The following is a 24,190-nucleotide window of genomic DNA, read 5'->3' as shown; positions in this document are numbered from 1 at the left end:
GATTTCAAGATAAATGGCGTTGATTAAGTGATCTCACCTTCAGTATTCGAATTTCGGGAGCGATAGTTTAAACTTGACAGCTATGATACGGAGCATAAAGATGAAAGCTACAACTGAAAGCTTGGCCACTACGCTTTCTACATTCATATAGATCAATAGAAAGTAAAGCAAACCACCTGCAATACAAGCTGTAGCATAAATCTCCCTACGAAATACCAATGGTATAGTATTCAGTAAGGTATCTCTGATAATCCCACCGAAACAGCCTGTAATTGTGCCAAGCGCAATACAAATCCCCGGATTTAAACCAAATGTAATTCCTTTCAGTATTCCCACCATGGTGAATAATCCAAGGCCCAAACTATCAAATAAAAATAGTGTGATTTTCATTTTTTGGACGTGTGTTTTGAAAAACATGGTTGCCAGCGCCGTAAATAGGATAATCAGACAAGTTTGCATATCCCTCATCCAGGCAACTGGTGTATCACCAATGAGCAAATCTCGAACTGTACCTCCTCCAATGGCCGTAACAAATGCAATAATTAACACACCAAATGGATCGAGCTTACGCTGCATTGCATTAAATGTTCCCGATATTGCAAAGGCAATAGTTCCTATAACCTCTATAATTTCTGAGGTTGAAATATTATAATTCTCCATTGCGTTTTCGTAAAAACCACTCTATGCTTAATAGCACCAGGATAAATCCAAATAACCACTTCATATTAATCAGTTCATCATATTTTCGATCTTCATAACTGATGGTTTTAATATTCTCGTTTTTCAGGATCTCGTCGGCAATTTTAGGTAAATCGGCTGGCATAAAGACTTTGCCATTGCTCTGTTTTGCAATTGTACTGAGCAGTTGATGGTTGGCAGTGGTTTGTTGAAATTCTGCAATTAGGCTATTCACATAGAAACTTCCAGATGCGGTAAACGTTTTCCCACCAAGTGAGGCATTGGAAACGTAAGAATAATTACCAGCAGCCATGGTTCCTGCATCAAGCTGATAAGCATTATTTATTTTCGAAAAAGTATAATTGAAGACTTTTCCTGCTTCATTTTTAATCTGTAAATTAACTTCAGGCTCATTTATAGCTTGATAACTATCGTTATAAATTGTCGCATTAAATTGTATGGCCTCATTTTCATCGTAGGCAGACTTTGATGTAAAAACTTTGAATCTTCGTTTATCATCTTTTACAGAAAGATATTGAACTGTCTTCGAAATCAAATCGTCAATGCTGGATTGGTTAACATCATTCTTAGCTTCCGAAAGTTTCCAGCGCCAAAGTCCTTCACCCATCAGGTAAGCTGCCTTTAAGCCGTTCTCATTTGTAAAAAACAACAACGGTTGCTTCGTACTCACTTTACCGATGCGCTGATTAAAAACAGGAGACACAGTGGCATTTACGGTTAGTCTTCCGAACGGAGAAAGCAAAGGATCAAATGCAGAAAATATTTTTTGATCTTCTTCTGTTAAGTTAAAACTCGTAAAATCACTCACAATTTCAGGATAAACCTCCTGAACTGAACCATCAGATGAAGTTAGGCTTACTTGATTTTGGATTTTATTAAAAGCATTTATCCCACTCTGTGCGCCTAAAATATACCAGACAGGTTTCTTCAAAATGGATAATTTTTGCAAGAATGTACCTGATATGTTTTGAACATCTGGCAGTTGGTACAAAATTATAAGATCATATTTTGAAGGATCAGTAGTATTTAAATCATCAGCTATCGCAAGCTTTGCTTCATAATGCTTATTAGCCGATATGGCTTCTTTCAGCACACTTAAATCCGGATGTGGTGAGGCAGCAGCCAACAATACTTTTTGCCTTCCATCGATTACCTCGATATAAAATGTCTGAACATTGTTTCGGGTGGTAATTTCATTCCCTAAAGCAGCAAGTTGAACGGTATATTTTTGAACCCCGATCTTACCTGCATGCAGCTTAACTGGAATAGTTCTAACAAAAGAATTTCCCTTAATCGCAACTGGCTGCTGAGCAACCTTACCTCCATTCAGACTTACTGTTAATGTGGTGTTCTCCCGATCGCTTTGAAAGCCCTGAACCTGAAATTCTATCGTGAAATCGTCGTCAAGATAAACGATATTGTTATAATTTACATTAGAAATCAGGACATCCCTTTTAGGAATACTATCTCCTAGCGCAATGGTGTAGACTGGCGCATTAATTTGATTGATGTTATACAACGGATTACCGCCATGATTGAAAATTCCATCAGTTGCAAAAACTATTGCTCCGACATTTCTATTGGTATATTCGTCCCTTACTTTTTGAAAAAACTTTGAAGCATCAGTTAATTTTCCTTGATTTTTAAAGTTGAAACCTTCTGCTATAGAATCGCTGAAATTGTAAACTTTTACTTCATACTTATCTGATAACTTTTCTTGTAAAGTTTTAAAGTTTTCTTCATATAACTTTTGATTGAAACCAGCAGCTTTAACCTGCCCTACTGAAAGAGAATTATCCTGGCCGATAATAACAATGGGTTTATCTAAGGTGTAATTCAGTGTTTTAATTAATGGCGCAAATAATAGCCATGCAATCGCTGCAACAGCAATTACCCTTATCGCAGTCAAACCATATTGAAGCTTTTTATTAAGGTTTCTACTTCCTTGATAAAGCAGCCAGGCATATAAAACACCCAACGCAAGGCAACCCATGAAATATAAAATAGAAGTACCAGCAAAAAAGCCATTCATATTTTATAAAGATGCTAATTTTGTTATTAACCGCAAAGGACACAAAGAATTTACGCAAAGAAAGGAAAAGTTAAGGGAAGCAAATTGCAGGCAATTCGGTTGCCGCAGAAATACGAAAAACACAGAAAAGAAAGAATTTAATTCCGTGTAAAGCCGTGCTTCCGTACCAATTTACTATAATCAGATCCAAAATTGAGTTGCCACGGAAACGCGAAAGACACAGAAAAGAAGGAATTTGATTCCGTGTAAAGCCGTGCTTCCGTGGCAAAATTACTACCAATAGTATCCAAAATTTAATTACCACGGAAACACGAAAAACACAGAAAAGAAAGAATTTGATTCCGTGTAAAGCTGTGCTTCCGTGGCAAATTTAATATAAACAGTGTCCAAAATTTAGCTGCCACTGAAACACGAAATAGAAAAAACTGATTCCGTGTAAAGCTGTGCTTCCGTGGAAAATTACTATAAACAATGTCCAAAATTTGGTTGCCACGGAAACACAAAAAACACAGAAAAGAAAGAATTTAATTCCGTGTAAATCCGTGCTTCCGTGGCAAAATTACTACCAATAGTATCCAAAATTTAATTGCCACGGAAACACGAAAAACACAGAAAAAGAGGAACTTGATTCCGTTTAAAGTTGTGCTTCCGTGGCAAAATTACTATAAACAGTGTCCAAAACTTAGGTGCGCCGGAAACAAGAAAAACATAGAAAAGAAAGAATTTGATTCCGTGTAAAGCTGTGCTTCCGTGGCAAATTTAATATAAACAGTGTCCAAAATTTGGTTGCCACAGAAACACCAAAAACACAGAAAAAAGGGAATTGATTCCGTGTAAAGCCGAGCTTCCGTGCCAAATTTAATATAAACAGTGTCCAAAATTTGGTTGCCACGGAAACACAGAAAAGAAAGAATTTGATTCCGTGTAAAGCTGGGCTTCCGTGGCAAAATCTGCTATTAAATATTTAGCTTTAACCCAAGCAAATCCTATGAAATCAATCTGTTTATCTCTTCTCCTATTGTCAAATATAATGGCTAATGCGCAAACTAATTTCAAGGCAACTCAGATGTCATTCGAAAGAGTGGCACAAGCTTATAGTGAAAAGTGGACTGGTCTAAACAAATTTTTAAGGAATCAAGGCTATAGCGACGAATTTTCAATGTTGATTAATGCTTACAAATCAGAAGGGAAACTAGAAGTTTGGTTGAAACGAAGAACTGAAAAAGCTTATTCACTATTTAGAACTTACGATTTTTGTGCACATTCGGGAGTGTTGGGTCCAAAGGTAATAGAGGGCGACAAGCAAACGCCTGAAGGCTTTTATTACATTAATGTTTTTAACCCAATGAGTAGTTTTCATTTATCACTTGGATTGAACTATCCAAACACAGTTGATTTGGCAAGAACAGGAAGCGATCGAAAACCTGGGAGTGATATTTACATCCATGGAAATTGTGTAACCGTTGGTTGCATTCCATTAACAGACGATAAAATTAAAGAGCTATATATTTTAGCTATAGAAGCTAAAAATTCTGGTCAGGAAAGAATTCCAGTATACATCTATCCTTTTAAAATGACTGAATTAAATATGAAGAAGTATGTTAATCAGTTTCCTGCACAATCTACTTTCTGGAAAACACTACAACCAGGGTACTTAGCTTTCGAGAAGAATAAAAAGCAATTGAATATGAATGAAGTTAATAGGAAATATATTTTGAAGTAAAAATTAAAAGGCATAAGATTTAGGCTAAAAAGCCCATCTTATACCTTTTAATACGAAGATTTGAGAAAGTAAATCCTACCCCTTAATCTTTATCCTTTGCTCTTTAAGCTTAAATTACAGCATTCCGCCGCAAACCGACAAGGTTTGGCCTGTTACATAAGCACTCATATCTGAAGCTAAAAACACGCAAACATTAGCAATATCTTCCGTTTCACCAGCACGTTTTAATGGAATATCTTTTTCCCATCCGGCAACTACTGCAGGATCTAAAACTTCAGTCATTTCTGTACGAATAAAACCTGGGGCCACTACATTAGCGCGGATATTTCTGGACCCTAATTCTTTAGCAACTGATTTGGTAAAGCCAATAATGCCAGCCTTAGAGGCCGCATAATTTGCCTGTCCGGCATTACCTGTAACACCAACAACAGAACTCATATTAATAAAAACACCTTTACGGGCTTTCATCATTACTTTAGAAGCCGCTTTGGTTACATTGAAGATAGATTTCAGGTTAATATTGATTACATCATCCCAATTTTCTTCACTCATACGCATCAATAAACCGTCTTTAGTAATTCCGGCATTATTAACAACGATATCAATATTTCCAAATTCGGCGACAATATCAGCGATCAATTGCTCCGCCTGATCGAACTTCGAGGCATCAGAACGATAACCTTTAATCTTTGTGCCGAAGCTTTGTAACTCCTGCTCTAAAGCCTCTCCTTTTTCTACCGATGATAAGTATGTAAAAGCAACATTTGCACCTTGCTCAGCAAATTTTTCAGCTATTTTACGCCCAATACCTTTCGATGCACCGGTAATTAATGCTGTTTTTCCTTCTAGTAATTTCATAACCCCTAAATCCCCTGTGGAGACTTTTATATAATGTATAAAAATTTAAACTGTTGTAAAGTTAATACTTAAAACGAAACTGACTAATGACTTTCGACTTAAGACTAATGACTTAAAGAGCCGGTTCCTGCTGACTTAAACAATGAAAACTTCCCAATCCCCAAATAATATCAACAGAATTGATCCCGATAACCTTTCTATCCTTAAAACAGCCTTGGATAATATCTAAAGCTTTCTGATCATTTACATCATCAAAAACCGGAACAATTACAGCAGCGTTCGCAATGTAAAAGTTTGCATAAGATGCTGGCAAACGGGTATCTTCAAAAATCACAGGCGAGGGCATTGGCAGTTCTACAATATTCAGTGATCGACCATCTTTCAATTTCATTGCTTTCAGGGCCTCTAAATTCTCCTGCAATAAAATATAGTTTTCATCTAATGGATTGCTTTCCACAACCGTTAAAACGGTATCCTCATTTACAAAACGGGTAATATCATCAATGTGACCATCGGTATCATCACCAACGATTCCATCACCAAGCCACAACACCTGCTCTTGCCCATAATACTCCAGCAGGTATTTTTCAATCTGTTCTTTAGTGAGATGTGGATTTCTATTTTCATTTAGCAAACAAGCTGTTGTAGTTAGAACCGTTCCGGCACCATTAAACTCAACCGAACCACCTTCCATCACAATATCAGGATTGAATAATGGTAAGTTAAAATGTTTGGCAATTTTTGTTGGCACCACATCGTCCAAATCAAATGGAGGGTATTTTCCACCCCAGGCATTGTAACCCCAATCTACTACTGCTTTTTCAGCTCCTTTCAGTAAAAATGCAGGTCCATGGTCGCGACACCATGCATCATTGGTTTCATTAAAATAGAATTCAATCTGATTTAAGTCTGCACCTACCTTTGTTAGTTCAGCAACAGCAAAAGCTTTCATTTCTTCATCTTTCACATTAATGCGAACCTTTTCACCTTCAGCAACAACCTTAATAAACCGGCAGTAAGGCTCATATATTGATGCTATTTTCCCCGGCCAACTCGCTTCCTTATGCGGCCAACTTAACCAGGTAGCTTCATGTTTTGCCCATTCAGCCGGAAATGAATAACCTTGTTTTTTCGGTGAATAATCGAATTGATTGATATTTAACTTTTTTTTTGGAGGGAAATTTGACATTTGGTGTAATCTTTAAATTTACAGATGTCGCATTGATCTTGTCGAAATGTTAGGTTCTTCGACAGGCTCAGGATGACACCTATTTATGGTTTCGCTTTAAGCTTTACTCTTTAACCTTTTTGCTTAATCCCCGTCAATATATCTTTTAGTAATTGGCTGATAAGAGTCGATTCTTCTGTCTCTTAGAAATGGCCAATGTTTACGCATGAAATCGCTTTGATCAAGGTCTAAGGCCACTACTTGAGTTTCCTCCTGATCATGAGACGCTAAATAAAGTAATTTCCCTTGTGCATTTGTTGCAAAACTTCCGCCCCAGAATTTCATTCGACCGTCTTGCTCAAAACCAACTCTGTTTACACTTACTACAGGTACTCCATTTGCTACAGCGTGAGAACGTTGGATGGTTTGCCAGGCATTGTATTGATCTTGATTTGTTTCTTCATCTTGCGTGGTATCCCAGCCAATAGCAGTTGGATAGAACATGATATCAGCACCCATCAGAGCAGTGATACGAGATGCTTCCGGATACCATTGATCCCAGCAAATTAAAATTCCGATTTTTGCGAATTTGGTTTCAAAAACTTTATAACCTAAATCGCCAGGTGTGAAATAGAATTTCTCGTAATACGCAGGATCATCAGGAATATGCATTTTGCGATATTTCCCTAAATACGAACCATCAGCATCTAAAACGGCCGTGGTATTATGATATAAACCTTCAGCACGTTTTTCAAACAGAGATGCAATAATCACCACACCAAGCTCCTTCGCTACAACCTGCAAAGCATCTGTTGATGGACCAGGAATAGCTTCTGCTAAATCAAAGTTATCGTAATCTTCCACATCGCAAAAATAAAGAGAAGTAAAAAGCTCCTGCAAACACACAATTTGCGCACCTTTTGCAGCTGCTTCTCTAACTTTAGCAATAGCCTTGTCTAAATTTTCCTGCTTATCTTTAGTACAACTCATCTGTACCAAGCCAACGTTTACTTTCTTCATGTGTGTAAAATGAGTTAGTGAATGATAGAATGATAGAATGTTTCGCTTATGCTTCATTCACTCATTCAAAATTCATTCATTCAAAATTTTAGTCAAAGTTACTATTTTGTTTAAAAGTAGAACGGCATAATAATGTAATTGTTTTTCAGAAAAGCATAGGCAGTGGTTCTTGTTGAGGTTTGCCGGGCTATGCGTTATAGCTATTGCTATGCTTGATAGGCCTAAGATGAGCGCAATAGGCTGCCACTGCTATCCCGTTTAGATAGGAAAGATATGTGCTGCTATCTGTGGTTGCAGAGTCGCATAAAAATTTAATTCTAATTGATGGAGTTTTCCTTCCCTGGAGGTCTGCTACATTTCGTAAGCTGGTTTATGCCCCGATCTCTTCCCGATATTCTTGCTGTAATTCGAATAAACACTTGGCACACAAGCAACCATCATACAATTCTGAGATATATTGAACTTCGTTAATGCTGAGCTGAACCACGCTACATTGGCACTTAGTGTAAGAATTCGCCTTGCATTCAATAGCCGTTCCACATCTTTCGCAGGGAATGATCTCGTGTTTGCTATGTTTTAAGGTGTTGTTCATTGCTTCAATGGTCATTAGTTCATCTTGTTTGGCGCCTTGGCAACGAATGAACCATTGGCTAATAAACTGATTAACTAAAAGCAAAAATATGAACAAAAAATAAGGTTTTGAGCGTTTGCCCAAAACCTTACTTAATTTTGAATATGTAAACGACGGAGGCCTAAACCTTCCGCCTTCTGGCCCTCTACCTTAACCTGAACAGCTAATGCAGCCTTCTTCCATTGAACAAACTGGTCCGTCAACGATTTCTTCTGCAACCTGGTCCTGACTCATTTCTGCTGGAATTACCGCTTCAATGGCTTTACCACCCTGGTTTTCTACTGTAAATTTAACCGCTTGCGATGCTGCCTGCGTACGTAAATAGTACATACCTGTTTTCAATCCTTTCTCCCATGCATAGAAGTGCATTGAAGTTAATTTTGAAGTGTTAGGCGCATTTACAAAAAGATTTAAAGATTGCGACTGGCAGATATATGCACCACGATCGGCAGCCATATCAATGATATTACGCATTTTAATTTCCCAAACCGTTTTATACAATTCTTTGATGTAATCTGGAATTGATGGAATGGCCTGGATAGAACCATTAGCCAATATGATTTGATTTTTCATATCGTTATTCCATAAACCTAACGCTACTAAATCTTTCAATAGGTGTTTATTTACCACCACAAATTCTCCACTCAGCACACGTCTGGTATAAATATTTGATGTGTATGGCTCAAAACATTCATTGTTACCTAAAATCTGTGAGGTAGATGCAGTTGGCATTGGCGCAACTAATAATGAATTATAAACACCATCTTTTACCACTTTCTCACGTAATTCGTCCCAATTCCATCTTCCACTATCAGGAGTTACATTCCATAAATCAAACTGGAACTGACCTTTAGATAATGGAGAACCTTTGAAAGTTTGATAAGGACCATTTTTCACTGCTAAATCGTGAGAAGCAGTCATCGATGCGAAATAAATCGTTTCGAAAATATCTTTGTTTAAACGTTTTGCCTCATCACTTTCGAAAGGTAAACGCAATAGAATAAAAGCATCAGCTAAACCTTGCACCCCTAATCCAACCGGACGGTGACGCATGTTTGAATTTTCTGCTTCAATAACTGGATAATAATTATGATCGATAATCTTATTCAGGTTTAAAGTAGCCTGATAGGTTACGTCGTATAATTTATCATGGTCAAACTGACCATTGATTACGAAACGAGGTAATGCCAATGATGCCAAGTTACAAACCGCAACCTCATCCTTAGAGGTATATTCAATAATCTCAGTACACAAGTTAGAACTTTTAATGGTTCCTAAGTTCTGTTGGTTAGATTTGCTATTCGCTGCATCTTTGAACAACATATAAGGTGTACCCGTTTCAATTTGCGAATCTAGGATTGCAAACCAAAGTTCTTGTGCTTTAATGGTCTTTCTACCACGGCCTTCGGCTTCGTATTTAGCATATAAGGCTTCAAATTCTGCTCCGAAACAATCCGCTAAACCTGGAGCTTCATGTGGACAGAATAATGTCCATTCGCCATTATCTTTAACCCGTTGCATAAACAAATCGTTTATCCAAAGCGCGTAAAATAAATCACGTGCACGCATTTCTTCTTTACCGTGATTTTTACGTAAATCTAGGAATTCGAAAACATCTGCATGCCAAGGCTCTAAATAGATTGCGAAAGCACCTTTACGTTTACCCCCACCCTGATCTACATAACGCGCAGTATCATTAAATACGCGCAACATTGGGATAATTCCGTTACTAGTACCATTCGTTCCACCAATGTAAGAACCAGTTGCACGGATGTTGTGAATGCTTAGACCAATTCCACCAGCGCTTTGTGAGATTTTTGCAGTTTGTTTTAACGTGTCGTAAATTCCATCAATGCTATCATCTTGCATGCTTAACAAGAAACATGATGACATTTGTGGTTTCGGTGTTGCTGCATTAAATAATGTTGGCGTAGCATGTGTAAACCAACGTTCACTCATCAAGTTATAGGTTTTGATTGCACTTTCAATATCCTCTTTGTGAATACCAACAGATACACGCATAAACAAATGCTGTGGACGCTCCACAATCTGTCCGTTCACTTTTAACAAGTAAGATTTTTCTAAAGTTTTAAAACCGAAATAGTCGAAACCAAAATCACGATCGTAAATAATAGAGCTATCTAAAATATCTTTATTTTTCTCAATAATTTCGAAAACGTCGTCAGCAATTAGTGGCGCTGCTTTTTGTGCTTTTGGATCAAAATACTCGTACAACATTTTCATTGTACCCGAGAATGATTTCGTCGTGTTTTTGTGCAAGTTAGAAACCGCAATGCGGGATGCTAACAAAGCATAATCAGGATGTTTTGTAGTTAACGATGCAGCTGTTTCAGCAGCAAGGTTATCCAACTCTGATGTGGTTACACCATCATACAAACCTTCAATTACCTTTTTTGCAACATCAATTGGATCTACAAGATCTGAATTCAGACTGTAGCACAACTTCTGGATACGAGCTGTGATTTTATCAAATTGCACCGGCTCTTTGCGGCCATCTCTTTTTAGTACGAACATATTTTATGAGATTTTTTAGTATCTGGTAGCGGGTTTTAGTATTAAAACCTGTTTATCGCTTTAATAATTCTTGTTTATTTTATAGTATCGGGTATGGGTATCAGGTATCAAGACCTTAAGCCTTTCAGCCTTCAACCTTAAAAGTCTTCATCTAATGAAAACGCTTGTTTATTATTATCAGCTGAAGTTAACACGCCACTTTTCTGATAATCGCCCACGCGTTTCTCGAAGAAGTTAGTTTTTCCCTGCAAGGAGATCATCTCCATAAAATCGAATGGATTTGTTGCGTTGTAAATCTTCGCATAACCTAATTCCTGTAACCATCTATCGGCTACGAATTCAATATACTGACTCATTAATTTTGCATTCATTCCAATCAATGCAACTGGTAAAGCCTCTGTAATAAATTCTTTTTCAATTTCTACTGCATCGCTGATGATGCCGTGAACTTGTTCTTCGCTTAATTTGTTGCTTAACATACTGTAAAGCAAACAAGCAAATTCACAGTGAGAGCCTTCATCTCTTGAAATCAGCTCATTACTGAAAGTTAATCCTGGCATTAAACCGCGTTTTTTTAACCAGAAGATAGAACAAAAACTTCCACTAAAGAAAATACCTTCAACAGCTGCAAAGGCCACTAAACGCTCTGCAAAGGTTCCGTTTTCAATCCAGCGAAGTGCCCATTCTGCTTTTCTCTTTACTGCAGGAACAGTATCAATAGCATGGAACAAGCGATCTTTTTCTTCAGGATCTTTAATATATGTATCAATTAGTAACGCATAGGTTTCAGCGTGAATATTTTCCATCATAATCTGGAAACCATAAAAACAACGTGCCTCAGGCAATTGAACCTCACTCATGAAGTTTACTGCAAGGTTTTCATTTACAATACCATCACTAGCAGAAAAGAAAGCAAGAATGTGAGAAATAAAATGTCTTTCTCCATCATTTAAGTTATCCCAGTGTTTTTGGTCGTCAGAAAGATCAATCTCTTCTGCAGTCCAAAAACTGGCTTCGGTTTTTTTATACATTTCCCAGATTGCCGGATATTTAATCGGCAAAAGCACAAACCTATCTTTATTTTCTTGTAGCAATAATTCCTGTTCCATAGCTGATACTTTATTTTTTTACTCATTTATTCATCGTCGACGGAGACCTGCATCCGCCAATTTTATATGGTGGTTGTAATGTCTTTTATCAAAACGCTGTTGTGAAAGTGTTAACCCTTTTACCTGACAAACAACTGAGGTTTTAGCTAGGGGAATTTAAATTTGTAATCAGAGAGATATACCTATAAATTACTAAAAACTAAGCTTTTATATTTGTTTTCAAGTGCAAGAAATTAAAGAACTTTGTAGCAACAAATATAGATACGGAGGGCTTGTTTTGTGAATCAAAGTTGTTAACATCACTTCGATTTTCGTTAGTAAACGTATCAGCTAAATATCATTTTCGGGCGAAAAAAAAGCTAATTGTTTAATTTCAAGGGTTTAGTAAACAAAAATGAGTGTTAATAACTTAAATTTATACTACTAAAAGAGGCAAAACGGCGTTTTATTCTAGGGTGTAACTTAAGTTTACGGAGGCGATGCCTCTGCGATAGATACCAATCTGTTTAGCAGCACTTTCTGATAAATCTATAGCTAGTTTTTTAGAGAATGGGCCTCGATCATTAACCTTTACTATGACTGATTTCCCATTGTCGGGATTGGTTACTGTAATCAGGGTTCCCATGGGTAATGTACGGTGTGCGGCGGTTAATTGTTTGGCCCTGTATTTTACACCGCTGCTGGTGCGCCGACCTTCGAATTTCCTGTGATAATAAGTAGCGAGAACTGTTTTTTCAATGTTATCTGGTTGATTTGAGGGGCCAGATTGCTGTGCTTTAACTTGTGTAAAAACGAGACAAAAACTTAATATCAGAAAATACTTCATAGGCTAAAATTTCTTTATCGAGCCAGCAAATATAAGCATTTAGTTTATAATCAGCAATTTGTGGAAAACTTGACAGATTTACGGGGTGAAAACTACCGAAATATAACGTGTTAATAAGTTCGTTTTCGCCGCTCGTTTACCTTTAAACCCATAAAAATAATCAACAAAATAAATGATAAAAAAAGGCGTACAACTTTCGCTGTACGCCTCTACCTAACCCAACTATACCCACCTTATTTTTTATCTGGCACGAAATTCATAGAGATCGAATTTACACAATGACGTGTATCTTTATTGGTAAATCCTTCGCCTATAAAAACGTGACCTAGATGTGCTTTACAATTTGTACAAACAATTTCCGTACGGGATCCATCTGCATCCGGAATCCGCGTTACCGCACCTTTAATTTCATCATCAAATGCCGGCCAGCCACAATGTGCATCAAATTTAGTTTCCGATCGATAAAGGGGTGCATTACATCTTTTACAAGTATATGTGCCCTTATCTGTGGTGTGTTCGTACTTACCTGTACCAGGATATTCTGTTCCTTTATTTACAATTACTCTCTCTTCTTCGGGTGTTAATGGATTCCAGTTCATTTTCTTTTTCGGTATGATATTTTCTGACTGCTGCGCCTGCTTTGTTTCTTTCTTCTCCTGCTTCTGTGCACAAGCGGAAAGTCCTGTTATTAAAACAACAGCAGAGATCAAAAATAGTTTATTTAACATCGTTTTCATATATCAATATACGCTATAGATTTTGATTTGGTTTGTTGGTTTGAAGTTTCTAAGGAGTGTTTACAAAGGAATGATAAAGAAGGAAGTTTTTGCACGGAAGATATAGAATCCACGACCGGTGATTTCAATGAAAAACTTAACCACAAAGGCAAAAATTGTGATTAAAGAGTTTGCCACGGAAACACCGAATCCACGGAGTGCGAATTAAAGAAAAAACTTAATCAAAAGGAAAGAATAGCGATTAAAGAGCTAGCCACGGAAACACAGAATGCACGGAATATGATTTAAAGAAAAAATAATCAAAAAGCAAGAATAGCGAACAAAGAGTTTGCCACGGAAACACAGAATCCACGGAGAATGAATTAAAGAAAAAAACTAATCAACAGGAAAGCATAGCGGTTAAAGAGATTGCCACGGAAACATAGAATTCACGGAGCATGATTTAAAGAAAAAACTAATCAAAAAGCAAGAATAGCGAATAAAGAGTTTGCCACGGAAACACAGAATTCACGGAGCATGATTTAAAGAAAAAAACTAATCAAAAAGCAAAAATAGCCTATAAAGAGCTTGCCACGGAAACACAGAATCCACGGAGAATGATTTAAAGAAAAACTTAATCGTAAGGCAAGAATAGCGGTTAAGAGTTTGCCACGGAAACACAGAATCCACGGAGAATGATTTAAAGAAAACTTAATCGTAAGGCAAGAATAGCGGTTAAGAGTTTGCCAAGGAAACACAGAATTCACGGAGTATGATTTAAAGAAAAACTTAATCGTAAGGCAAGAATAGCCTATAAAGAGCTTGCCACGGAAACACAGAATTCACGGAGCATGATTTAAAGAAAACTTAATCATAAGGAAAGAATAGCAAATAAAGAGTTTGCCACGGAGAATGAATTAAAGAAAAAACTTAATCAACAGGAAAGCATAGCGGTTAAAGTGCTTGCCACGGAAACACAGAATCCACGGAACATGATTTGAAGGAAAAATTACACTGCAAAGTCATCAATAGTTTGCCACGGAAACACAGAATCCACGGAGTAGGAATTAAAGAAAAAACTTAATCAAAAGGAAAAAATCGCGAATAAAGAGCTTGCCAAGGAAACACAGAATCCACGGAGTATGATTTAAAAAAAAGTAATCAAAAAGCAGAATAGCGAATAAAGAATTTGCCACGGAAACACAGAATCCACGGAGAATGATTTAAAGAAAACATAATTAAATGGTAAGAATAGCGATTAAATAGTTTGCCGCGGAAACACAGAATGCACGGAGTATGATTTTACGAGAAGAATTATTTTAAAAAACAACTCTTCTAATTTCTAAAGTTGGTTTGCCAAAATTTAAAACTAAACCTATTTTACAGTCAGAGCATTTTAAATAATTAATTGTTTGAGCAAGATCTTCGTCAGCAATTCCTTTTTTAGATTTGATTTCTAATATAACTGAATCAAAAACTATAAAATCTGCATAAAAGCTATGCGGCAATATAATATCTTTATAATAAACAGGATAGAGTTTTTCTCGCTCATAATAATGCCCTCGACTTTCAAATTCAATACAAAGAGCATCTTTGTAAACAATTTCAAGAAAACCACAACCCAAATCTTTGTGAACTTCAATCGCAGCATTAATAATTAAATCAGTTTCATTTTTATAGGGAAAATTATCTTGTTTTATTTCATAATTCATACTGATAATTTTAGCCTAAACTAATTAAAAAAATTAAAATATTTTCCCTTTTTCTTTACGTGCTCTTATTGCTTCCGTGGCAATAATTACAAGCTACTTCATAATAATTCAACTTGGTTTCCCTTTTTTCTTTCCGTACCTTTAGTGCTTCCGTGGCAAATAACTACAAACTACTTCATAAAAATCTAACTTATTTTTCCCTTTTTTCATTCCGTGTTTCCGTGGCAATTATTTACGAGTTACTTCATAAAATTCAAACTTAGTTTTCCCTTTTTTTTCTTTCCGTGCCTTTAGTGCTTCCGTGGCAATTATTTACAAGTTACTTCATAAAATTCAAACTTAGTTTTCCCTTTTTTCATTCCGTGTTTTTCGTGTTTCCGTGGCAATTAGTTACAAGTTACTTCATAAAATTCAAACTTGATTTCAGCTGTTTTCTTTCCGTACTTTTAACGCTTCCGTCGCAATAATTACAAACTACTTCACCAAAATTCAACTTAGTTTCCCTTTTTTCATTCCGTGCCTTTAGTGCTTCCGTGGCAAATGATTACAAACTATTCATAAAGTTCAAACTTGGTTCTCCTTTTTTCTTTCCGTGTTTTTAGTGTTTCCGTGGCAATAAATTACAAGCTACTTCATAAAATTAAACTTAGTTTTCCCTTTTTTCATTCCGTGCTTTTAGTGTTTCCGTGGCCTATAACAAAAAAAGCGTCCCGAACTTAATCGAAACGCTTTTCTATAAAGAAATTTTTAAATGCTTATTTTGCTAATTCTTCTGCCATGGCAGCACCAATTTCTGCTGGACTTTCTACCACACGAATACCACACTCAGCCATAATCTTCATTTTAGCTGCAGCTGTATCATCAGCACCACCTACAATCGCACCAGCATGACCCATTCTACGTCCCGCAGGTGCAGTTTGACCAGCGATGAATCCAACAACAGGCTTAGTACCGTGTTCTTTAATCCAAAGTGCCGCTTCAGCTTCCATTCCACCGCCAATTTCACCAATCATGATGATACCATGTGTTTCAGGATCGTTCATTAATAATTTAACCGCTTCAACAGTTGGCGTACCAATAATTGGGTCACCACCGATACCGATAGCAGTTGTAATACCTAAACCAGCTTTAACCACCTGATCCACTGCTTCGTAAGTTAAAGTTCCTGATTTAGAAACCACACCTACGTTACCTTTTTTGAAAATGAAACCTGGCATGATACCAATTTTAGCTTCATCTGCGGTAATGATACCCGGGCAGTTAGGGCCAATCAAAGTAACATCACGGCCGGTAATATATTCTTTTACCTGAATCATATCCTTAGTCGGGATACCTTCAGTAATACAAACAATCACTTTAATACCACCTTCGGCAGCTTCCATAATCGCATCAGCAGCAAAAGCTGGTGGCACGAAAATGATAGATACATTCGCTCCTGTTTGATCAACAGCATCTTTAACAGTATTAAAAACAGGCTTCTCTAAATGCAATTGCCCACCTTTGCCAGGGGTTACACCACCAACTACGTTTGTACCATAGGCCAGCATCTGCTCTGCATGGTAAGTTCCTTCGTTTCCGGTAAAACCCTGAACGATAACCTTAGAATCTTTATTTACTAAAACGCTCATGTATCAATTTTTTTGTGCAAATCTAATATTTTGGAGTGGAAAGTCAAACCTAAAAGCATATTATTTATGGCGTTTTTTCAGGAAAATGTAAGGAATTGCATTATGACCCACTGTAACCTTGCTTTGCTACTCGATCTTTTTATGTAAAGTTACCAAGCCTGCCAGTGTTTTATTTTTCAGGGTTTAGTAACTTTAAAAAACATGAACGGAAGCTGAAGCAACAAAGAAGAAATACCTTGTTAAAATTAATTTTTATGAAATCCAAAATATCCATTACCATAGTCTTTTTCAGCTTGCTGAGTATTGGAGCTAAGGCGCAAACTCCTGATACCACCAGGTACATGCTACAGAATGATATTAATGTAGCAAAAAAAGAAGCTGGAACGCACAATGGTGGAGGCGAAACGATTGGCTTTAATTTCTTCAGCGAGGTTAAAAACCTCAAAACCGTGTTTAAGAAAAGAATTTTGAAACCTGGCTCTTCCATCGGCTATCACCTGCAAAAAGAAGATGAAATTTATTACATCCTCAGTGGTTATGGAAAGATGCAAATGAATGGCAAAACCTTTGCTATTAAACCAGGCGATGCCATTTTAACCCGGCCCGGAAGTTCTCATGGAATCGCTCCAAACCCGGATAACGATCTGGTGATCATGATTGTTTATGAAAGAAAATAAGTGGGCTTAGATGTAAAACGTTATTGATCGGCTGAGAACAATCTGCAACATTTTTACTAAAAAAGCCGGATTAATTTGAATCAATCCGGCTTACTTATAAGATATTAGTCAACTTCAGACTTTCGTCTTAAGACTTCACACTTTCTATTTCAGACTTATTCTTCCATCCCTTTGCCCATTCAGCCTGCGCGTCATCATCCTGAAAAGTCCACGCTACAAAGCGACTTATTTTTTGACCCTGGCTCATCTGCACTGTACGCACTTCAAACGCATCGGCTTTTACCAGCGCACCATAGATACTTTTTAAATTTGCACTTTTCGAAACCAGTGAAGTAAACCACAGCACCTGATCTTTAATCTGAGCACTTTGAATAATCATCTGTTCTACAAATGCACGCTCACCACCCGGACACCAAAGTTCTGCCTTGTTACCACCGAAGTTTAAAACGTGTTTTACTTCTTTTTCATTTCCACCCAAGTTACGCCATTTCTGACGTGTGCCTTGCTCTGCTTCTTTTAATGAAGAATGAAATGGAGGATTACACACTACGGCATCAAAACGTTCTTTTGCACCAACAATACCCCTGAAAATCCCCATTTTCGAAGATTGCTGACGGATTTCTACTTTACCTTGTAATTCCTTGTTCGCTTCAATTATACGTTTCGCTGAATCTACCGAAAGCGGATCAATTTCAGAACCAACAAAGTTCCAGCCGTATTCCTGATGACCAATAATCGGATAGATGCAGTTTGCCCCTACTCCAATATCAAGTACATTTAATTTGTTTCCTTTTGGAATTTTACCCTTCGCGCTCGAACCTAAAAGATCGGCAACATAATGAATATAATCTGCCCTGCCAGGAATAGGCGGACAAAGAAAATCCTGAGGAATATCCCACTGAGCGATATTGTAAAAATACTTTAATAGTGCCCGATTTAACGCTTTTACTGCATTTTGGTCAGCAAAATCAATGGAATCATCGTTATGTTCATTTTTGAAAACGAAACGCTTTAATTCTTTTGAAGTAGAGATAAGTTGTTTGAAATTGTAACGCGAACGGTGTTTGTTGCGTGGGTGTAACTCGCTTTTTTCTTTGCGATTATTTTGTTCTGCTTGAGCCAAGGTGATCTAAATTAATTAAACAAGCTGTGTGCATGTTTCTGCCGCAAAGGTAGGTAAAAGAGTTGGGAGTTTGGGGTATGGAGTTGAAAGTTGAAAGTTGAAAGCTAAAAGCAGAAAGCGGAAAGTCAAAAGCTAAAAGCTAAAAGCTAAAAGTTGCAAAGCGCCTTAGACATTGTGCATATAAAAGAAGATGCCTGGATTTCGGAATTTAGGGCTGTAAGTTTTGGGCTTGAAGTTGCAAAGCATCTTAAACTTTTTGTCGGATTTGTCGGAATAAAAGTATTAATCGTTGAGTTTGTGGAGCACCAACACATTAAACTGATAACTTCAAAACCATCTTAAAATCTATTGCACTGGGTTCTGCGTTTAAAACGCCCAAGTAATAACGCTAAACTCAAGCTAGCGCTCCATTACAGCTTGCTTATACTTTGCTTCATCAAACTGATTTTCGCTTTTAGCAATTACGATGGTTGCGATTCCGTTCCCGATCACATTAGTAATTGCACGGGCTTCACTCATAAAACGATCAACGCCAATCAGGATTGAAATGTGTTCTATCGGCATAATCTTCAATGCTGTCAATGTAGAAACCAAAACGATAAACCCACTTCCGGTAACACCAGCAGCCCCTTTGGAAGTTACCATTAGCACACCTAAAACCGTTATTTGCTGTCCGAGTGATAAATCAACATGAAACACCTGACAAAGAAAAATGACCGACATCGCCAGATAAATAGCCGTTCCATCCAGGTTAAAAGAATATCCTGTAGGGATAACCAAACCAACAACAGATTTATCACAGCCAATTGCCTCCATTTTTTGCATCATACTTGGTAAGGCCGATTCTGAAGAGGAAGTTCCCAAAACAATTAAAATTTCCTGGCGGATATATTTCAGGTATTGCCAGAGGCTGAATTTATAGTATCTGCAAATCCCATTCAGGATTACAAAGATGAAGAGGATACAAGTTAAATATACAGATCCCATTAATTTTGCCATTCCGAAAATACTCTGTAACCCGTGCGTACCAATGCTATAAGCCATACCACCGAAAGCGCCAATTGGTGCCAGCCGCATAATTATTTTCATAATTTTAAACAGAACTTTTGAAATTTTATCAAACGCATTCAACACTGAAGCCCCTTCACTACCAAGCTTGTTTAATCCATAGCCAAATAATATGGCGAACAGCAAAATCTGTAATATGTTGCCTTCAGCGAAAGACGCAATGATGTTATGCGGAATAATGTGCAGAAAAAACTCTGCCCAATTCATATCCTTTGCTTGTTCAGCATAACCAGTAATCTTTCCAGCATCACCGGTTTTTGCTACCACGCCCGCACCAGGCTTAAGGATATTGGCAACCAGTAACCCTACAGCAATGGCAACTGTACTTACAATTTCAAAATATAATAAAGCTTTGCCGCCTACCCGGCCAACCTTTTTCATATCGCCCATGTGTGCAATCCCCAACACGATGGTAAAGAAAATGATTGGCGCAATTAACATACTAATCAGATTTATAAAACCCTGACTAATTAGCTTTGCTGATGGCGCAAAGCCGGGAAAATACGCTCCAACCAGAATCCCAATCGTAATGGCGACTAACACCTGGAAGGTTAAATTGGATATAATTGATTTCATTGTAATGTTTTAAATTTGGAATTATGGCTTAATATCGATGACATCACCTGAAGTAAAAATACCAAATTCAGCCTGCGTAAATTTTATTAGTCTGCGGTCTGTTTTCTTTAGGTTTTTTGGTGCAGCAATTCTAATCACCTGACTATCCCCCGCAACGGTTGCCTTCTTACCATGCACAATAATTGCTGTACCTTCATCTATTCCAACACCTACCAAATCCGGATGTGCAGCCAAGGCTGATATCAAGCGATTATAGCGGTTTCGCTTCAAAAAATGCTGATCGATAAGGGTATTTTGGAGCAAACCCAAGCCCTCGGCAAACGCTATATTTTTATCCCAAAGCTTATTAAATGTTTCTCTATAAACCGTATCGAGCAGTTGCGTACCGGTGATCATAAACGTACTCATTACCGCAGCTCCGGCACTAGTTCCGGCGATGGTTGAACCATTTTTATAAGCTTTATGGATGGCCGCATAAACAGGAGTATTTAACACAGATTTCATAAATCTACTTTGGTCACCACCCAATATGTAGATGAGTTTTGCCGAGGCAAGCGAGTCAATCCATTCCTGATCATTGACATCATGCTTACTAAAATTAAAATTTCTAATTAATCGATTGTCCAGCTTCTGTATTTGTGTTGCAAAGATTTTAAATCCAACATCAGGAATCTCACTCGCCATTGGCAAAACAACAATATAGTCCTTAGCATTAAAGCCAGCAGTATTTAACATCTGCTTCATCAGTTCGTCAGAACGATTTCCGCCGCCAATGATGAATAGATTGCCTTTGCTTTGTGCCTGTAGAAAGAAAGGCAAGGAGAGAAAAATGAGGAATAGATTTAGCTTCCTCATCATTTATAAATGTTCACTTCAATCTTGCCATCTGCAGTAATTGCGCCTCTGTACATTCCTTCAGTGTTGAATGGCATGGTCATATTTCCTTTTTTATCTAAGGCGATCAGGCCACCGTCGCCACCCATTTTGCCAACTTTATCTAATGCAATTTTTGATGCTTCAGTTACCGATAAGCCTTTATATTCCATTAAATCGGAAATGGTTTTCGCTACTACATTTCTGATGTAAAACTCACCCCAACCTGTGCAGGAAATTCCAGCAGTTTCATTGTTGCAATACGTTCCTGAACCAATAATCGGCGCATCGCCCACACGACCATATTTTTTATTGGTCATACCACCTGTAGAGGTTCCGGCAGCAAGGTTTCCGGCCTGATCTAAAGCCACGCAACCAACCGTACCAAACTTATAATCATGATTTTTGGAACCTAAGAGTTCAGACTTTTTGCTTCCATGATCTAAAACTGCTTTCGTGGAATCATCTTTAATGGCTTGTTGCAAACCATCCCAACGCTCCTTTGTCCAGAAATACTTTGGATCTACAATTTCCAGGCCTGCATCTTTAGCAAACTGATCAGCACCAGCGCCAACCATCATCACATGTTCAGATTTTTCCATTACGGCACGAGCCGCAGAAATTGGATTTTTTACGGAAGTTATACCGGCAACAGCACCAGCCATAAGTGTTTTTCCATCCATAATGGCTGCATCGAGCTCGTTTTTACCATCATGAGTAAATACGGCACCTTTACCTGCATTAAAATGCGGATCGTTTTCCAGTATATGAATAGTTGCTTCCACAGCATCCAGACTGGTTTTTCCATCTTTTATTTTTGCGTAGCCTGCTTGTAAGGCCTGAGTTAAAACAGCAATGTATGCAGCTTCCCTCTCCGGTGTCATGTTCTTTTTTAAAATGGTTCCGGCGCCACCGTGAATAACCATCACGTATTTCTTCTGCTGCGCAGCAACATTTAGGGTAAGGAGCGAGATCAGCACGATGGCTGTTAATCTGAGTATTTTCATCTTCCAGGTTTGAAGATGTTAAATTAAGAAATTCCCTCGTAATAGTATGTAATTAAACCTTTGCAATCCCGCCAGATGAGAATTGCAGGTCGTAAAGCTTTTTATAGTAGCCGTTTAATTTTAGCAGCTGCTGATGCGTTCCCCTTTCCTTGATCTCGCCTTTATCCAACACGATAATTAGATTGGCTTTCTGAATGGTAGATAATCGGTGGGCGATCACAATGGAAGTTCTGCCTTCCATTAAATTATCAATCGCTTTTTGAATCAGTAGCTCCGTTTCCGTATCTACTGATGAGGTAGCTTCATCTAACACCAGGATAGCGGGATTATGTACCAATGCACGGATAAAGGAAATTAACTGCGCTTGTCCGGCAGATAGCGTTGCACCTCTTTCCATCACATTATACTGATAACCACCGGGCAAACGCTCGATAAATTCATGCGCGCCTACCTTCTTCGCTGCATTAACTACTTCCTCTATGCTAATCTCCGGGTTATTAAGCGTGATGTTATTTAATATAGTATCTGAAAAAAGGAAGACATCTTGCAGCACAGTAGCGATATGGCCCCTTAGATAGTCTAAATCGAAATCCTGAATTTCGATTCCATCCACCGTAACCTTCCCTTTCCCTATTTCATAAAAGCGATTTAAAATATTGATAGTTGATGATTTTCCTGCACCAGTTGCACCTACAAGGGCTACCGTTTCGCCTGCTTTAACTTCAAAGGTGAGATCTTTTAACACATAATGATCTTCGTTATAAGCGAACCAAACATTTTTAAATTCGATATTTCCTGCCAGTTTTTCTGGTTTTTGATGTCCATCATTCGGTGTGGTTTCTTGGGTATCTAACACTTTAAAAACGCGTTCAGCACCAACCATTCCCATTTGCAGGGTGTTAAATTTATCTGCAAGCTGGCGGATCGGTGTAAAAACCATCCCCAGATAAATAATGAACTGTGTAATTGTGCCTGGCGTTACATCGAGCGGATGAGCCAAAATACTTTTTGCGCCATACCAGATTAACAAGCCTAAAGACATTGCCGAAATTAATTCTACTACTGGAAAAAAGATAGAATAATACCAGTTCGAACGAATGTTCGCATCGCGATAGCGTTTATTAATAGCATAAAAATTTTTGTACTCCTGTCTTTCCCGGGCAAAATATTGTACGATAGAAACACCTGTAATATGCTCTTGTAAGAAAGTGTTCAGGTTGGAAACCTCATTTCTAATTTCCTGGAAAGAAACTTTAATCGCTTTCTGGAACTTCCTTGTCGCGATAATTAATAATGGGATAGGCAAAAGTACCACTAAGCTTAATTCCCAATCGGTATAAAGCATTACCCCTACAATTACCACCACTTGCAGGGAATCGCCAATCATGGAAATAAGTCCTTCCGAAAAAATATCAGCGATGGTTTCTAAATCCGATACCGTTCGGGTGATTAATTGCCCGATGGGTGTCTGATCAAAAAACTTTAAACGAAGTTTGGTGATGTGGTTAAATACATTGATTCTTAAATCGCGGATTACAGATTGCCCGAGGGTGTTGGTCAAAAGCGTGTGATTATATTGAATCAGCGTCTGCAAAACCAGCATAAAAATCATTAGCATGGTCATGTTTACCAAACCACCGTATTCTCCTTCAAGAATGTAATGATCAAGCGTATATTTAATTAAAAATGGACGTACAGGGGAAATCGCCGCCAACATAACCGTCAAAATTACTGACCAAACAAAAATAGCACGGTAAGGCTTTACATATTGAAAAATACGTTTCAGTAATCCTGTGTTATATACGTCGCCTGTTACTGCCATTTTTTTTAATTTTGAATGAATGAGTTTTGAATGAGTGAGTGTTGCCATTCTATAATTCTATCATTCTCTAATTTTTGTAATGAGTGAATAATTGAATGAGTGAATGTTATGGGCGATCGCTATTACACATTCTATCATTCTCTAATTTTTATAATGAGTGAGTGTTGCCATTCTATAATTCAATCATTCTCTAATTCTTTTAATGAGTGAATGTTATGGGCGATCGCTATTACACATTCTATCATTCTCTAATTTTTGTAATGATTGAATAATTGAATGAGTGAATGTTATGGGCGATCGCTATTACACATTCTATCATTCTCTATTTTTATAATGAGTGAGTGTTGCCATTCTATAATTCAATCATTCTCTAATTCTTTTAATGAG

General features: G+C 37.6%; 19 protein-coding genes. 2 read left to right on the top strand and 17 right to left on the bottom strand.

What is annotated here, in order from left to right; all coding sequences use genetic code 11:
- Positions 1-39: 39 nt before the first annotated feature.
- Positions 40-660 carry a trimeric intracellular cation channel family protein gene (locus SOM16_RS14445; RefSeq protein ID WP_320464703.1) on the bottom strand — a complete coding sequence of 207 codons (621 nt, stop codon included), beginning with the start codon at positions 658-660 and terminating at the stop codon, positions 40-42.
- Positions 647-2,731 (bottom strand): hypothetical protein, encoded by a 2,085-nt coding sequence (locus tag SOM16_RS14440; protein WP_320464702.1) that lies wholly within the window; start codon positions 2,729-2,731, stop codon positions 647-649. Before SOM16_RS14440 ends, SOM16_RS14445 begins: the two co-directional genes overlap by 14 nt.
- Before the next feature lie 1,066 nt (positions 2,732-3,797).
- Here SOM16_RS14440 and SOM16_RS14435 point away from each other — a divergent pair.
- Positions 3,798-4,454 (top strand): L,D-transpeptidase family protein, encoded by a 657-nt coding sequence (locus tag SOM16_RS14435; protein ID WP_320464701.1) that lies wholly within the window; start codon positions 3,798-3,800, stop codon positions 4,452-4,454.
- 114 nt (positions 4,455-4,568) lie between these two features.
- Here the strand turns inward: SOM16_RS14435 and fabG are convergent, their stop codons facing one another.
- From fabG to sucD, 10 genes are all read right to left on the bottom strand, one after another.
- Positions 4,569-5,312, bottom strand: a complete 744-nt coding sequence (gene fabG, locus SOM16_RS14430) for a 3-oxoacyl-[acyl-carrier-protein] reductase (RefSeq protein ID WP_320464700.1) — start codon at positions 5,310-5,312, stop codon at positions 4,569-4,571.
- Between the two features lie 112 nt (positions 5,313-5,424).
- Complete coding sequence (locus SOM16_RS14425; protein ID WP_320464699.1) at positions 5,425-6,501, bottom strand: agmatine deiminase family protein; 1,077 nt, start codon at positions 6,499-6,501, stop codon at positions 5,425-5,427.
- Between the two features lie 123 nt (positions 6,502-6,624).
- Positions 6,625-7,500 carry a carbon-nitrogen hydrolase gene (locus SOM16_RS14420; protein WP_320464698.1) on the bottom strand — a complete coding sequence of 292 codons (876 nt, stop codon included), beginning with the start codon at positions 7,498-7,500 and terminating at the stop codon, positions 6,625-6,627.
- A 370-nt stretch (positions 7,501-7,870) separates the two neighbouring features.
- Positions 7,871-8,092: a cysteine-rich CWC family protein gene (locus SOM16_RS14415; RefSeq protein ID WP_320464836.1), complete on the bottom strand. Its 222-nt coding sequence runs from the start codon at positions 8,090-8,092 to the stop codon at positions 7,871-7,873.
- A 189-nt stretch (positions 8,093-8,281) separates the two neighbouring features.
- Entirely contained in the window at positions 8,282-10,666 is a 2,385-nt protein-coding gene (locus SOM16_RS14410; protein WP_320464697.1) for a ribonucleoside-diphosphate reductase subunit alpha, read from the bottom strand.
- A 137-nt stretch (positions 10,667-10,803) separates the two neighbouring features.
- Positions 10,804-11,775: a ribonucleoside-diphosphate reductase small subunit gene (locus SOM16_RS14405; protein ID WP_320464696.1), complete on the bottom strand. Its 972-nt coding sequence runs from the start codon at positions 11,773-11,775 to the stop codon at positions 10,804-10,806.
- 445 nt (positions 11,776-12,220) lie between these two features.
- The gene (locus SOM16_RS14400; RefSeq protein WP_320464695.1) at positions 12,221-12,601 is read right to left on the bottom strand and encodes a septal ring lytic transglycosylase RlpA family protein; all 381 of its coding nucleotides are present in this window, start codon (positions 12,599-12,601) and stop codon (positions 12,221-12,223) included.
- A gap of 233 nt (positions 12,602-12,834) precedes the next feature.
- Positions 12,835-13,338: a methionine-R-sulfoxide reductase gene (locus tag SOM16_RS14395; RefSeq protein WP_320464694.1), complete on the bottom strand. Its 504-nt coding sequence runs from the start codon at positions 13,336-13,338 to the stop codon at positions 12,835-12,837.
- Between the two features lie 1,298 nt (positions 13,339-14,636).
- Positions 14,637-15,029, bottom strand: a complete 393-nt coding sequence (locus tag SOM16_RS14390) for a GxxExxY protein (protein ID WP_320464693.1) — start codon at positions 15,027-15,029, stop codon at positions 14,637-14,639.
- Positions 15,030-15,784: 755 nt separating this feature from the next.
- Entirely contained in the window at positions 15,785-16,657 is an 873-nt protein-coding gene (gene sucD / locus SOM16_RS14385) for a succinate--CoA ligase subunit alpha (RefSeq protein WP_320464692.1), read from the bottom strand.
- Between the two features lie 254 nt (positions 16,658-16,911).
- On the opposite strand from sucD, the gene SOM16_RS14380 reads away from it, so the two are divergent.
- Complete coding sequence (locus SOM16_RS14380; protein ID WP_320464691.1) at positions 16,912-17,334, top strand: cupin domain-containing protein; 423 nt, start codon at positions 16,912-16,914, stop codon at positions 17,332-17,334.
- A gap of 127 nt (positions 17,335-17,461) precedes the next feature.
- Here the strand turns inward: SOM16_RS14380 and rlmF are convergent, their stop codons facing one another.
- The 5 genes from rlmF to SOM16_RS14355 form a co-directional block, all read right to left on the bottom strand.
- A complete protein-coding gene (gene rlmF / locus SOM16_RS14375; RefSeq protein ID WP_320464690.1) occupies positions 17,462-18,457 on the bottom strand; it encodes a 23S rRNA (adenine(1618)-N(6))-methyltransferase RlmF in 996 nt (331 codons plus the stop codon).
- Between the two features lie 399 nt (positions 18,458-18,856).
- On the bottom strand, positions 18,857-20,101 hold the full coding sequence (dctA, locus tag SOM16_RS14370) for a C4-dicarboxylate transporter DctA (RefSeq protein ID WP_320464689.1): 1,245 nt from the start codon (positions 20,099-20,101) through the stop codon (positions 18,857-18,859).
- Positions 20,102-20,122: 21 nt separating this feature from the next.
- A complete protein-coding gene (locus tag SOM16_RS14365) occupies positions 20,123-20,959 on the bottom strand; it encodes a cyanophycinase (RefSeq protein ID WP_320464688.1) in 837 nt (278 codons plus the stop codon).
- Complete coding sequence (locus SOM16_RS14360) at positions 20,956-21,981, bottom strand: isoaspartyl peptidase/L-asparaginase (protein WP_320464687.1); 1,026 nt, start codon at positions 21,979-21,981, stop codon at positions 20,956-20,958. The genes SOM16_RS14365 and SOM16_RS14360 overlap by 4 nt, the downstream gene beginning before the upstream one ends.
- Positions 21,982-22,033: 52 nt before the next feature.
- A complete protein-coding gene (locus SOM16_RS14355; protein ID WP_320464686.1) occupies positions 22,034-23,803 on the bottom strand; it encodes an ABC transporter ATP-binding protein in 1,770 nt (589 codons plus the stop codon).
- Between the last annotated feature and the right edge of the window lie 387 nt (positions 23,804-24,190).

The organism is Pedobacter sp. CFBP9032, from assembly GCF_034045265.1.
In the GTDB taxonomy this organism is placed as follows: domain Bacteria; phylum Bacteroidota; class Bacteroidia; order Sphingobacteriales; family Sphingobacteriaceae; genus Pedobacter.
The sequence above is the reverse complement of the archived record's forward strand: the minus strand, read 5'-3'. Positions and strand labels throughout refer to the sequence as shown.

What these genes read in the sequence shown, in the direction of transcription:
- SOM16_RS14445 (WP_320464703.1), bottom strand. Translation starts at nt 660, where the DNA reads ATGGAGAATTATAATATTTCAACCTCAGAAATTATAGAGGTTATAGGA.
- SOM16_RS14360 (WP_320464687.1), bottom strand. Translation starts at nt 21,981, where the DNA reads ATGAAAATACTCAGATTAACAGCCATCGTGCTGATCTCGCTCCTTACC.
- fabG (WP_320464700.1), bottom strand. Translation starts at nt 5,312, where the DNA reads ATGAAATTACTAGAAGGAAAAACAGCATTAATTACCGGTGCATCGAAA.
- SOM16_RS14415 (WP_320464836.1), bottom strand. Translation starts at nt 8,092, where the DNA reads ATGAACAACACCTTAAAACATAGCAAACACGAGATCATTCCCTGCGAA.
- SOM16_RS14425 (WP_320464699.1), bottom strand. Translation starts at nt 6,501, where the DNA reads ATGTCAAATTTCCCTCCAAAAAAAAAGTTAAATATCAATCAATTCGAT.
- SOM16_RS14410 (WP_320464697.1), bottom strand. Translation starts at nt 10,666, where the DNA reads ATGTTCGTACTAAAAAGAGATGGCCGCAAAGAGCCGGTGCAATTTGAT.
- SOM16_RS14420 (WP_320464698.1), bottom strand. Translation starts at nt 7,500, where the DNA reads ATGAAGAAAGTAAACGTTGGCTTGGTACAGATGAGTTGTACTAAAGAT.
- SOM16_RS14435 (WP_320464701.1), top strand. Translation starts at nt 3,798, where the DNA reads ATGTCATTCGAAAGAGTGGCACAAGCTTATAGTGAAAAGTGGACTGGT.
- SOM16_RS14355 (WP_320464686.1), bottom strand. Translation starts at nt 23,803, where the DNA reads ATGGCAGTAACAGGCGACGTATATAACACAGGATTACTGAAACGTATT.
- SOM16_RS14390 (WP_320464693.1), bottom strand. Translation starts at nt 15,029, where the DNA reads ATGAATTATGAAATAAAACAAGATAATTTTCCCTATAAAAATGAAACT.
- dctA (WP_320464689.1), bottom strand. Translation starts at nt 20,101, where the DNA reads ATGAAATCAATTATATCCAATTTAACCTTCCAGGTGTTAGTCGCCATT.
- SOM16_RS14400 (WP_320464695.1), bottom strand. Translation starts at nt 12,601, where the DNA reads ATGAAGTATTTTCTGATATTAAGTTTTTGTCTCGTTTTTACACAAGTT.
- SOM16_RS14365 (WP_320464688.1), bottom strand. Translation starts at nt 20,959, where the DNA reads ATGATGAGGAAGCTAAATCTATTCCTCATTTTTCTCTCCTTGCCTTTC.
- SOM16_RS14440 (WP_320464702.1), bottom strand. Translation starts at nt 2,731, where the DNA reads ATGAATGGCTTTTTTGCTGGTACTTCTATTTTATATTTCATGGGTTGC.
- sucD (WP_320464692.1), bottom strand. Translation starts at nt 16,657, where the DNA reads ATGAGCGTTTTAGTAAATAAAGATTCTAAGGTTATCGTTCAGGGTTTT.
- SOM16_RS14405 (WP_320464696.1), bottom strand. Translation starts at nt 11,775, where the DNA reads ATGGAACAGGAATTATTGCTACAAGAAAATAAAGATAGGTTTGTGCTT.
- SOM16_RS14395 (WP_320464694.1), bottom strand. Translation starts at nt 13,338, where the DNA reads ATGAAAACGATGTTAAATAAACTATTTTTGATCTCTGCTGTTGTTTTA.
- SOM16_RS14380 (WP_320464691.1), top strand. Translation starts at nt 16,912, where the DNA reads ATGAAATCCAAAATATCCATTACCATAGTCTTTTTCAGCTTGCTGAGT.